The 11,937-nt window shown below is 60.0% G+C and carries 11 protein-coding genes; 5 read left to right on the top strand and 6 right to left on the bottom strand.

Features of this window, described 5'->3' with window-relative positions; translation table 11 throughout:
- Position 1: 1 nt before the first annotated feature.
- Both ACK509_RS02100 and ACK509_RS02095 read right to left on the bottom strand, forming a co-directional pair.
- Entirely contained in the window at positions 2–1,738 is a 1,737-nt protein-coding gene (locus tag ACK509_RS02100; RefSeq protein WP_410764845.1) for a rpa-associated protein, read from the bottom strand.
- A complete protein-coding gene (locus tag ACK509_RS02095) occupies positions 1,735–3,015 on the bottom strand; it encodes a Single-stranded DNA binding protein (RefSeq protein ID WP_410764844.1) in 1,281 nt (426 codons plus the stop codon). The genes ACK509_RS02100 and ACK509_RS02095 overlap by 4 nt, the downstream gene beginning before the upstream one ends.
- A gap of 104 nt (positions 3,016–3,119) precedes the next feature.
- Between ACK509_RS02095 and ACK509_RS02090 the strand changes: the two genes are divergently transcribed.
- Positions 3,120–3,488 (top strand): hypothetical protein, encoded by a 369-nt coding sequence (locus ACK509_RS02090; protein ID WP_410764843.1) that lies wholly within the window; start codon positions 3,120–3,122, stop codon positions 3,486–3,488.
- Between the two features lie 21 nt (positions 3,489–3,509).
- Here ACK509_RS02090 and ACK509_RS02085 read toward each other — a convergent pair whose 3' ends face one another.
- Positions 3,510–4,544 carry a glycosyltransferase family 4 protein gene (locus tag ACK509_RS02085; RefSeq protein WP_410766234.1) on the bottom strand — a complete coding sequence of 345 codons (1,035 nt, stop codon included), beginning with the start codon at positions 4,542–4,544 and terminating at the stop codon, positions 3,510–3,512.
- 117 nt (positions 4,545–4,661) lie between these two features.
- Between ACK509_RS02085 and ACK509_RS02080 the strand changes: the two genes are divergently transcribed.
- On the top strand, positions 4,662–5,321 hold the full coding sequence (locus ACK509_RS02080; RefSeq protein WP_410764842.1) for a 2,5-diamino-6-(ribosylamino)-4(3H)-pyrimidinone 5'-phosphate reductase: 660 nt from the start codon (positions 4,662–4,664) through the stop codon (positions 5,319–5,321).
- Between the two features lie 75 nt (positions 5,322–5,396).
- On the top strand, positions 5,397–5,732 hold the full coding sequence (gene trxA, locus ACK509_RS02075) for a thioredoxin (RefSeq protein ID WP_410764841.1): 336 nt from the start codon (positions 5,397–5,399) through the stop codon (positions 5,730–5,732).
- A 65-nt stretch (positions 5,733–5,797) separates the two neighbouring features.
- Here trxA and ACK509_RS02070 read toward each other — a convergent pair whose 3' ends face one another.
- Positions 5,798–6,106, bottom strand: coding sequence for a NifU family protein (locus tag ACK509_RS02070; protein WP_410764840.1), 309 nt, complete (start codon positions 6,104–6,106; stop codon positions 5,798–5,800).
- A 168-nt stretch (positions 6,107–6,274) separates the two neighbouring features.
- Between ACK509_RS02070 and ACK509_RS02065 the strand changes: the two genes are divergently transcribed.
- Complete coding sequence (locus ACK509_RS02065) at positions 6,275–6,991, top strand: ribosome assembly factor SBDS (RefSeq protein WP_410764839.1); 717 nt, start codon at positions 6,275–6,277, stop codon at positions 6,989–6,991.
- 27 nt (positions 6,992–7,018) lie between these two features.
- On the opposite strand, the gene ACK509_RS02060 is transcribed toward ACK509_RS02065, so the two are convergent.
- Positions 7,019–7,348, bottom strand: coding sequence for an FUN14 domain-containing protein (locus tag ACK509_RS02060; protein WP_410764838.1), 330 nt, complete (start codon positions 7,346–7,348; stop codon positions 7,019–7,021).
- A 262-nt stretch (positions 7,349–7,610) separates the two neighbouring features.
- Between ACK509_RS02060 and hflX the strand changes: the two genes are divergently transcribed.
- The gene (gene hflX / locus ACK509_RS02055; protein WP_410764837.1) at positions 7,611–8,906 is read left to right on the top strand and encodes a GTPase HflX; all 1,296 of its coding nucleotides are present in this window, start codon (positions 7,611–7,613) and stop codon (positions 8,904–8,906) included.
- Between the two features lie 52 nt (positions 8,907–8,958).
- Here the strand turns inward: hflX and ACK509_RS02050 are convergent, their stop codons facing one another.
- Positions 8,959–11,886 (bottom strand): PGF-pre-PGF domain-containing protein, encoded by a 2,928-nt coding sequence (locus ACK509_RS02050; protein ID WP_410764836.1) that lies wholly within the window; start codon positions 11,884–11,886, stop codon positions 8,959–8,961.
- Between the last annotated feature and the right edge of the window lie 51 nt (positions 11,887–11,937).

Below are 11,937 nucleotides of genomic sequence, written 5' to 3'. Positions count from 1 at the left end.
CTCAGATTGCCTTCAGCACGTCCTCTTGCGGTTCGTAGCACCGACCGCCGAGAAGCGCGTCCTGAATCGCGGCTTCGACCGCGTCAGGGTCCGCGCCGTAGTCGTCCACGATGGCGGCGACGACGTTCTCACGGTCTGCACCGTCGCCGTCGTCTAGCGACTCCATCGCGTCGATGACGACCGATTCGAGGTCGATATCGTCTGCGGGGGCGGCGTCTTCGTCGCCTGCTTCGTCGGCAGTGTCGGCCACCGATTCTGTTTCTGGTTCGGGCTCAGGTTCGGCGTCTGCTTCCGCTTCGAGTTCGTCAACGTCTGGCACGTCGATGTCTGCCTCGCCTGCTGGGTCCACGTCCGTTCCGGTCGTGAACTCGGTTCCGAACTCCGCTTCGACCTCAGCACGTTCGTCGGCGTCGAGTTCGTACATGCCGTTGGGGTCGAGGTCTTCAGCGTCGGACGAATCGGCCGACGACTCTGCCGTCTCGCTGGCTGACTCCGCGCCAGTATCGGCGAAGTCGCCGAGGGAGTCGTCCCCACCGGTGTCCTCGAAGTCCTCGAGCGACTCCGACGTGTCGGGTTCTGCGTCGCCGAGGTCGTCAGAGAAGTCTCCGAGGCTGTCGGATTCAGACTCGGATTCGACTGCCGCTGCTGGTTCTGGTTCTGGTTCTGGTTCTGGTTCTGGTTCCGACTCCGTGACTGGTTCCGGTTCAGATTCGATTTCTGGCTCGGGTTCGGATTCGAGTTCCGTCTCCAGTTCTGGTTCGGTGTCGGGCTCCGCGACTGGCTCTGAGTCGTCCGGTTCGGATTCCGAGACCGATTCAGCGTCGGTCTGGTCGTCGACCTGTGCAGTCGTGGCCGCAGGCTCGGATTCGGCTTCTGCCGTAGGTTCTTCCGCCACGGGTTCGGTCGTCGTGGCAGTTTGTTCGTCCGCCGTCTCAGGCTCGGCTTCGGCGACTGGCTCGTCTGCCACTTCCGCCACTGCAGTTTCGACTTCCGGAGCGTCGGCGGGTGCGAGGTCGAGTTCGGGGAGCGACCCGAGTGCGGCGTCGTCGCCCTCGTCGGGCGCGACGGTGAGCGACTCGACTTGGTCGCGGTCGCCAGAGACCATTTCGAGCGCCTGCACGGCGAGCGCGCGAACTGCTTCGAGGTAGGCTCGGGTCGTTCCGTAGTGGTCGATTGCGAGCGGGATTCCCGAGGCGAGCGACGGTTCGACGCCGCGTGCTTCGAGCGCCTTCTGGAGTTTCTCGCCACGGTAGGACATCGAGAGCGCCTCGTCGAAGACCGCAATCCGGTGGAGTGTCGCCTCGGCGGCCGAGACAATCCACTTGTCGCGTACGTCGGCATTGACTTCGTTGATGCTCTCGGGGCGAATCGACGTGAACACCACGTCCGAATCGTCGGGTTGGTAGGTTCGGGCTTTGCCGGTCAGTGCGACGAACGCCGGGGGCGTGGTCTGGTCCAGAAAGCCCATCGGTTCGGGTTGGTACTGTCCGGCGTAGGTGACGAACGCGCCAGTCGGGTCGGCGACGCGGCCACGAAGTACCTCGTCGTTCACGTGTTCGACTTCGGTGAGGACGCCCGCGACGAAGGTCCGATTGAGTCGCGCGCCCGTGGGCGAGACGACGTAGTTCGGCGCGCGTTCTTCGTCACTCTCGGAGTACGAGAGCGATGCATCGTCGAACTCGGCGGCGAAGAGGCGGTAGGCGACTTCGCGCGTGCCGACGACAGGAGACGAACTCATGCCTTCACCTCCGTGAGGACCGCAGTCGCACGGTCGGCTGGGTCGTCATCTGATTCTTCGAACTCGTCGGCTTCGAGGTTCGCGCCGTATTCGTCGACCGAGAGATTGCCGCGAACGCGGTACTCACGCCCGACGAGCGTGTCGGCGATTGCGTCGGCGACGACTTCCTTGTCCATCGCCTCGCGGGCGGCCTCCATCGCGTCGGCCATCGTCCCGCCGTAGATTTCCTCGGTGAGGTCGCGGTCGAGAATCGCCGTCACCGTTCCCGTTCCGTCGTCGAGGATTGCTTTCACGCGCATGTCGTCTTCGCCCTCGACAGAGCCGTGCTGTCGGCACTGACCGTTTTGGACGACGCGACTACACTCGGGACAGCGTTCGATGAGTCCAGAACCATCGCGGACTTCGAGAACGTTCCCGAGGACTTCGACGTCGAACATGCCACCTGCGCCGACAGCCTCGCCGACTTTGAGTCGGGGCGCGGAGTCGGTGACTTCGACAGGAGTCTCAAGCACTTCGACAGTCGAGAACTCCGAGAGGTTTACCTGTGGGACGCCGCGGAACTCGCGGACGTACACGTCTTCGAATCGGAGGCTCGCACCCTCTTTCAGGTCGGGACGCGGTGCCCAGTCGGTAAAGGGGAGTCGCCCCGTCTCGTCGGCGAGGACGCCCGAGAGAATCGTGGTCTCACCGTTTCGGCCAGAAATCGTTCGGGAATCCACTTCGAGAACGCGCACATCGACGGCGCGCCCACGGTCGCCAGCGGCGAGGTCGATGAGGTCGGATTCACCGCCGATTTGGTCGTCGTACGGCGTCTCGACGGGGTCGGACTCGATACCGACGGTCGAAGCAGACCCGATGTTGAGTTCGGGGTTGCCGTCCCACTCGCGGACGCCCGCGTTGCCAATCGTCACGGAGTCGCCGGGTGAGAAGCCGAAGTCCTGCCACGCGGTGTACGAGATGACACCGGATCCGTCGGCGAGTTGGCCCTCTCGAATCGTCTGCTCTTCGCCTTGGTAGACGATAGAACGCGTACCCACGGTGAGTACGCGCACCGTCACCGAGACGTTGCCGTCGTTCGGGCCGATATCGGCGATACGCTTCGAAGACGGCGGGGCGTTGCCGCCGGACGAACTGCCGCCGTGTTTTCGTCGCACGCTCTGTTTCGCTTCGTCGAGCGGGACACTGTACTGCAGGAGGTTCTGCAAGTCGGATTTGACCTCCTCTTTGTCAACACCGAGGGCGGAGGCAAGCTCCTCGGCATGCTGGTCGAGTTCCATCGAACGGCAGTTCGCCCTCTTCGGATAAAAAGGGTTCCCGCGAGAGTCACCGAACCGCCGAGCGGGGGCGAATCACTAAGTGGGCACGTGTCGCTTACAGAGGTATGAGCAGCGACGACACACAAGAGGCCGAACCTGCCGTCTCCTTCTCGATGACAGTCGAAGACGGGTGGACGACAATCGTCATGGACGGCGACAAGGACACCGCAGTCGTCGTTCGTTCGGAATCCGGCGAGCGAATCTACCTCCCGCCAGAAGGCTTCGACGCCCAACCCGACGAACACAGTGCGTACCAGCGCTCCGATAGCCCGTATCAATCCTCGTACGACTCGCCGTACCAGTCGGTCCAGACCGACGACTCACCGTATCAATCGGCGCGCGGGACGATGCCGCGAAAAGGGATGGTTCCAACGCGAACCGGCTACCGAATTCGACACCCCGAACCGGTGACAGAAGTTCGACTCCTTCGCTAATTCCGTTCCAGTCTTTCGTTTCTACTCTTCGAGTACCGAGTGGTAGTAGGCGACCGTCTCGTCCACCACTTGGTCCCACGTGTACGGTTCGTACTCTGGTTCGCCTTCGAGCGAGAGGGCGTACTCGATACCCTTCGCAATCGACCGAGAGTCGGGTTCGACTTCGACGACGCAGTCCTCGGGGAGGACTTCTGCGGCCCCACTCTCGGTTGCGACGACGCGCGTGCCAGTCGAGAGGGCTTCGACGATGGTGATTCCGAATGGCTCGGACAGCGACGGCGAGACGAACAGGTCCGCCGAGGCGTAGTAGTCGCCGAGTTCTTCTTCGGGGACGTAGCCGACCCACTCTATTCGGTCTTCGACGCCGATGAGTTCGGCAAATCGCTTGAGTTGGTCCGTGAGGTGGCCCGACCCGCCCATGACGAGTGTCACGTCGTCGCGGTCGAGTTTTTCGAGTGCGTAGATGAGATGCGAGATGCCTTTTTGGTCGGTGTGGCGACCGACGAAAAAGAGCATCTTCCCGTCGATTCCGAGTTCTGCTTTGCGGTCGATTCCCTTCGTCTCACACTCCGAAAAGCCGTTGTAGATGACGTCGCAGTCGCCGTCGTACTCTTCTTTGACCTTTCCGGCGAGGAGTTTGCTCACCGCGAGCAGGTGGTCACATCGGTCAGCGATTCGGCGCTCGGTTTCGACTTCACGTTGCGGCGGGTCGATGTTGCGGTCCGACGAGAGCGAGTGAAACGTCGTAATCCACTCGATATCGGGGTTGTTCGTCTTCGCGCGCGAGCCCGGTCCGTAGCCGAACCAGTCGTGGGTGTGGATGACATCTGCATCTTCTGCATGCTCCGCAAAGGCCGAACTCAGGCGACCGATTCGAGTGATGATGTCGCCTTCGCCCGTCGGGACGCCCGTGATTCCTGGTCTGTCCGGTGCGTACTCTGCCGGAAGTACGAGTTCGATGTCGATGTCGTCGCGTGCCTCCATTCGCTCGAACAGTTCGCCGACGTGTGTGTCGAGTCCACCGCTGACGTTTGGTGGGAACCCCCACCCGAGCATGAGAACAGTAGGAATCATGATGAAACAGTCTACCACTGTGCAGTATTTAATTCCTGTCCGAACTGGCAGTTGATTCCTAACCGAAACGCGTTTTCGACTACCGACTGAGATTCGACCATGCACGTCCACGTGAACGCCGCGACGAGTGTCGATGGCAAACTCTCCTCGCGCCGCCGCGAGCAAATCAAAATCAGCGGCGACGAGGACTTCGACCGAGTGGACGACGTTCGGGCGAACTCGGATGCCGTCCTCGTCGGTGTCGGAACCGTCCTCGCCGACGACCCGCAGTTGGCCCTCGACGATTCGGAACACGTGGCTGCACGCGAATCCCGAGGTGAGTCGTCACACCCGGCCCGCGTGGTCGCCGACTCACGCGCACGTACACCAGTCGATGCGCGAATTCTCAACGACGTCTCTGAGACCTACATCCTCGTCTCCGAATCCGCACCGGAAGACAGAATCGAGGCACTCGAAGGCGCAGGCGCAACGATCGTCATCGCGGGCGAGGCGCGCGTCTCGTTGCCCGAAGCGTTCGGCGAACTCGAATCGGCCGGAATCGAACGTCTGATGGTCGAAGGCGGCGGCGAAGTCATCTTCTCGCTCTTTTCGGATGGCCTCGTAGACGAACTCTCGCTGTACGTCGGGTCGATGGTCATCGGTGGACGCGAGGCACCGACGCTCGCCGACGGTGATGGCTTCACAGAGAACTTCCCGAGACTCACACTCCGCGACGTCGAGCGAGTTGACGACGGTGTTCTTCTGCGCTACGACTGCTAAACACCCCTTTCGCGGTCGTGCGTCGGCGTGCAAACAGGCGCAATGGGTAATAGTCTCGCGCTGATACGACTCTGTATGAGTACACTCGAAGCAACGGACGAACCCATCCACGTCGAAAGCGAGAGCCACCTCCAGGACCTGATTTCCGAACACGGCGTCGTCCTCGTAGACTACCACGCCGAGTGGTGTGGTCCGTGTAAGATGCTCGAACCCACGGTCAAAGAGATTGCAGAAGAGACCGACGCCGTCGTCGCAAAGGTCGATATCGACGAACTGCAGGAACTCGCTCGCAACCAGCAGATTCGCAGCGTTCCGACCCTCCAGTTCTACGCCAACGGCGAGAAAGTCCAGCAGGTCATCGGCGTCCAGAGCAAAGAGGACCTCGTCGAAATTATCGAACAGGCCGCCTAATCCGGGATTCGAGTTCTGTGTTTTTCACTCGGTGAGCGGTGCGGCTATCGAAAAGAGATTAAAATCTAGAACGGCGCGTCGGAGACGTCGGGTTCGAACGGTTCGTCGTAGTCGAAGCCCATACCTGCCGAGGCGTGGACTTCCGAAATCTCGTCGAACTCGGTGACCATCCGCGACTTCAGGGCTTGAATCGTCATCGGCGAGATACCGCACCCGGAACAGGCGCCGGTGAGCGAAATCCAGACTTCGCCCGAGTCTTTGTCGATGGCTTCGATACCGGCGCTCCCGCCGTGCATCTGAATCTGTGGGAAGTTTCGGCGCATGAAGAGCTCGATACGCTCTTCGAGAGACTTTTCGGTGGCTTGCGAACTCATACTGATTCGTGGGGTGCGGGCGAGTATAACCGTTTCTTCGCCCCAGACCAAGACCGACACCAGCGGAGACAGAGACGGAAGTGAGTGTCTGGCGACCTAAATCACAGGACGCGATTGTGAACAGTCAATCGGCGAGGGCTTTTTACCACGGAGAGAGTATCCGAACCTATGATTTCACTCGACGAAGCGGTAACTGCCCGACTGGAGTCTCACGGCGCACGCTTTGAGGTCCTCATCCACCCGGATGCCGCACTCGCCATGAAGCGCGACGAGTTCGACGGCGACCTCGAAGACGTCATCGCGGCCGAAGACGTGTTCGAAGACGCCTCGCGCGGTGACCGCCCCGCCGAGAACGACCTCGAAAAGGTGTTCGGGACGACAGACCCGCTCACCATCATCCCGCAGGTCGTCCAGAAAGGGGAGATTCAGATTACGGCCGACCAACGCCGCGAGATGCAAGAACAGAAACGACGCTCGCTCATCAACCGCATCGCGCGCAACGCGGTCAACCCACAGATGAACGACTCGCCGCACCCACCCGAGCGTATCGAACGCGCACTGGAGGAAGCAGGTTTCAAAGTGGACCCGATGGAACCGGTCGAGTCACAGGTCGATGACGCACTGGATGCGCTTCGTCCGGTTCTTCCCATCCGCTTTGCGGAAGTCACTATCGCTGTGCAACTCCCCGCACAGTACGCAGGGAGCGGCCAAGCACAGGTCCGAAAGTACGGTGAACTCGAACGCGAAGAGTGGCAGAACGACGGGTCGTGGGTCGGCGTCATCACGTTCCCCGCAGGCATGCAGAACGACTTCTACGACCTCGTGAACAACATCACGAGCGGCGAGGCTGAGACGCAAATCGTCAAAGACAAAGGCGAGTTGTAACTCGATTCGAAGCGACGCGCGGCGCGATTATCCTTTTTTGAAGCCGACGAGGAAGCCACCGGTGAAGCCAGCCGAAACCGAGACGGTGGAGAGAATCGTCGAAATCCAATCCGGCGGGGTCTCGGATGCGGCTTGCTGACTCGCGCTCACGAGGCCGCCAGTCAGTCGTTCCCAATCGACGGTGAGGATGCCGCGCGATTCGAGGAATTTGAACACCGCGAGTTGGAGACCGATGATGACGGCGATGAGCTTTGCCACCTTCTTGGCGGCGAAGCCGATGATGCCGCCGATGACGGCCCCACTCCCGAACTCGATACCCAGTTGTTGGGGGTCGAGACTGAATTGTAGAGGGTCCATACCCCGAACATCCCGCGCCTTCGTATAAGTCGTTTGTGGGTGACTAAACAGTACAGAGAACAGTCTGTGATTGCGACGTGTCCGTGGGTTACCCAATCCGGGAAATATACAAGACGCCTGCCGCACAACCCCGGGTATGGAACGGGAGGTGACGGACAGCCATCTCAGTGCGTGAACCCAGCCGAGCGGGGCTTAAGTGCTTCCGGCGGTTACGTCAACGTGACACAGTGCAGGCTTCGTATCACACCACGGAGGGACGACGATGACGCGTGTCGTCGTCGCCAAGCGAGTCGATCGCGGCGATGCCGACCTGTCGGAGGTCACTGACCTCGCCCGCGCTGCGGGTTACGATGTCGTCGGCAGGCTCTCGCAAACCCGAGAAGAAGACGCCGGATACCAGCTCGGAGAAGGCAAAGTGAGCGAACTAGCGGCGCTCGTCGCCGAGACCGACGCAGCGGCGGTTATCTTCGACAATCGATTGGGCCCATACCAGACCTACAACATCGCCCAGAAACTTCCCCAGAACGTCGAAGTCATCGACCGCTTCACGCTCATTCTCGAAATCTTCGGCCAGCGGGCCAACACCAGAAAGGCGCAGTTACAGGTCGAACTCGCCGAGTTGCGCTACGAACTCCCGCGAGCAGAGGCGAAAGCGTCACTCGCAAAGCGTGACGAGCGCCCCGGATTCATGGGGCTCGGCGAGTACGACGAGAGCCGAGAACGCGACATCAAAGCCCAGATTTCTCGCATCAAGAACGAACTGGACGCGATTGCCGACAAAGAAGAGACCCGCCGCGAGCAACGTCGCGAGTCCGGGTTCGACCTCGTCGCACTCGCGGGCTACACCAACGCCGGGAAATCGACCTTGATGCAACAATTGGCGGACGATTTGGAAGTCGGGCAGAACGACGACTTACACCCCGACCTCGACCCGACCGCGGAGTCGAAGAACCAACTGTTCACGACGCTCGGGACGACCACCCGCAGAGCAGAGACAGGCAAACGCGACGTGCTGTTGACCGATACAGTCGGGTTCGTCTCCGACCTCCCGCACTGGCTCGTCGAGTCGTTCAAATCCACGCTCGATTCGGTCTATCGCGCCGACCTCGTGTTGCTCGTCGTGGACGCCTCGGAGTCACTGGACGCGATGCGCGAGAAACTCATCACCAGCCACGACACGCTCTACGAGCGCAACGAGGCACCTATCGTCACCGTCTTCAACAAAATCGACGCGGTGGACGACGACGAACTGGAAGAAAAGCGCGCCGCGCTCTCCGCACTCGCGCCGAACCCGGTCGCCGTCTCAGGACTCACTGGTGAGAACATCTCCGAGTTGACCGCGCGCGTCGAAGCAGAATTGCCCGCGTGGGAGCGCGAGCGACTCTTGCTCCCGCTGGTGGACGACACGATGAGCGTCATCTCGTGGCTCTACGACCACGCCTACGTCGAAGAAGAGGAGTACCAAGGAAAACAGGTGTTCGTCGAGTTCGAAGCCTCGCCCTCGATTGTGGAGAAGGCGCGGTCAAAAGCCGCAGCGTTGTCAGTGACAGTGGACTAACGCCCGCGGTCCGTGCGAGTTATTCTAATGTGGGTTCCGAGAGTGTGACCGATTAGTTGCGCCAGACGCGAGCGGCCACGAGAGCGAGCGCGGCGAGTGCAACGGTAATCCCGAACCCAGGCGATTCGCTCTGCGTCGTCTCGCTCGACGCGGTCGTCGGTTGTGAGGTGGTCGTCTTGGTTGCAGTGGCAGTTGCAGTTTCGGTAACTGTGTCTGGCTGTTCGGTCGTCTCTTCGCTCGATTGGGCTGCCGATGTTTGGTCCCCGACTGCTTCGTATTCAGTCGTGATGGCGAACACGGAGAAGCCAGGCGTCACGGCAGCATAACGGTCGCCACCGAGATGGCGCGTCTCTAACGTCTGCCACTCGCCGTCGTGGTAGCGAGCGAGCGTGACGTTTTCCGGGTTCGTGCCGGAGGCTTCGAGTTTGTCTACCGGAACGGTGAATGTGATTCTCGCGTCTTCTATCTCCTCGTCGGTCGTTCCGGAAACGTCGATTTGAAGATATCCGACAACACCAGCGTCACTCTCCCCAGCGTCATCGTTCGATTCGGAATTGGTGTATTCCGGAGTTCCGTTGGGTGCGACGTCGTGCGAGCTGACCGAGACTGCCAATTCGGACGATTCGGTCGAGAGGTTGAGGTCGAGATTCGACACGTTCGGGCGAGTGTCATCCACGACTGTCTCGTTCGTCGTGTCAGTGACGTTCTTGAGGTCGATAGTCACCGTCTCGTTCGACGAGGCATTGGTGAGCGTCACCGTCGTCTCTTCATCGACAGACACGACAGTCGCCGATTCGACACCGGTGACGGACTTCGTCACTTTTTCGTCGGTCGAACGGGCGGTGTTCGCGTCGTCGTCAGTGATAGCCGACGAATCGTCATCACCGTCGTCGTTCGTCGATGAGCTGGTGGTGGAATCTGTACTCGACGCCGAGTCGGAGGTCGTCTCAGAATCCGTTGTTGTGGAATCGTCCGTCTCCGCGAAAATCGCTACCTGCCCGCTAGAGTAGTGGATGTCCATCGAAACGTCCAGACTTCCGTCAGGGTTCTCTGCGGTGGTCAGCGTCCGAGACTGTCCCTGATACGTCCCTGCTAATTCGCTGGGGTTGGAGACCCCCCATTCCGAAAGGAGCGACGCCGGGATCGTCGTATTGTAAATCCCGTCGTTGGTGCCGCCAGTAGTGTTGTAGTGCGGTGCTGCGAGGTCGATTTCGATAGCGTCCGTTGTCTGGTTGTACTGTGGCGAACCGAACACTTGCGCGTCGGTCGCAATGGTCATTCCAGACATGTTCTGGTTGTACAGCGAATCCTCGTCGATAAACGAGATACTGTACCAGAGTAGTTTGTCGTCCGCTTGGTCCTCACTGTCACTCAGTGAATCCCAGTTATCGAGAGACGGTGCCCCACGCATGAACTGTGATTCGAGAGGTTGCGCCGTGATTGTCACCTCGTAGTAGTCTGTCGTCGTGTCCGTAATTTCCCACGAGACGTTGTGCGCGTTCGCCAGCACGAGTCCGGGGTCGATGCTCTTGTTGAGGTGGACGACGACTTCGAACACAGACGATTCTGTTACTCCTGCCGATGCGAGGTCCTGTTGTGTCCCATTCTTGAGTTCGACGGTGAGAAGTGAACCAGTTCGGACGTCCGCCGTCAGTACGGACGTGTTCTCGGGACCGTTGAGGTGAGTAACGGATTCCACGGTCGCCGCGGGCGCGACTTCCGTCGTCCCGTAACTCACGTTTGCGAGGTAGGTCGTTTTCGTCCCCGCGGAGTACGCAGTCGAGACGTTGTAGGTCTGCTCGGTGTTCGCTGGGACAGTGACCCACTTGTAACCGACCGAGTTTTGGCTCGTTGCCGAGTCGTAAATCGGAATTTGGAACAGTTCGTTAGTTGGCCCGGTGTTGTTGAGAGTGACAGAGACGTTCGTACCTGCGGAGGCAACTGCTGTCGCTGGCGGAGACACGGATTCGACCGTGGTGTTCCCCACAACGGTGAGGTTGACTTCGCTCCGATACATCGTCCCGTCCGTCGTATTCTGGACTGCGACCGTCACGCGCTGTGGTCCGGCGACAGTCTGCTCTGGAATCGACATCGTCACCGTGTCGTTATCCACGAGCGACGCGTTCGTATCGAACGTCGTCGACCAATTTTTCACTATCAGTTTGGCGTCGTTCGTCTCGATATCGTCACCGAGGTCGTACGTAACCTGAACGTCGCCCGTCTGGCCTAACGGAACCGATGTGTTCTCAGCAGAGACGCTCGTATACGTGAAGCTTTCCCCACCCGTCCCGCCAGCGTTACCGACGACGATTTCGGTCGGTGGTTGGCCGTTCACGGTCAAATTGTGCGTTGTCTCTGCGGTGTAAGTGACGTTCAGTTCGACGTGCTTCTTCGAGTTACCGGGGACCGTGACAGTCGTATTGTTCTCCGGTGTAACCTGGAAGTCCTCCGCGTACACGTTCACTTTGAACTCTGCCGACGAACCGGCAGTGTTGTTGAGCGTCGTGTTCACCGTCACCGGTTCCCCCTGGGCCGGTGTCTGTGTCGAAACGGTGTATCCGTCGATTGTGACCGGCGAATCCGTCGTCACCAGCGTGGTGTTAGTCGCAAGGAGATCGCTGGTTTCGTTGACCGCATCGACGCGAACGCGCTGCGAACCACCGACAGACCGTGTCGGAACGGTAAGATTGAGTGTGCCAGTCGAAGTCGTTATCGAGTTGTTCGAGTCTGCAAACCCGGTATCGCCGACCAAAAAGAAGCTCACGTTGGCAGGGTCGTTGGAATCGGTGAGGTTGTACCCGACCGAGACGTTGGCGCTACTGCCGACTGATAGTGGCTCGGCATCGAGTGTGATTGTCTGTGATGCCGCTGGTACTGTCGCTGTCGTTGCCACGGCACTTCCGGAGAGTCCGAGTGGAACCCCCGAAAGTACCACGATAGCAGCGAGAAACGTTGCTACAACTCCCTTTCGTGATAACATGTGTGAGTGTCATCAGAGACGACATTTAAACGTTGACATGTCGGTTCGATA

Source organism: Haloferax sp. DFSO60 (assembly GCF_046557615.1).
GTDB lineage: Archaea > Halobacteriota > Halobacteria > Halobacteriales > Haloferacaceae > Haloferax.
Note: the sequence above shows the minus strand (reverse complement) of the source record. Positions and strands in the feature narration are given on the sequence as shown.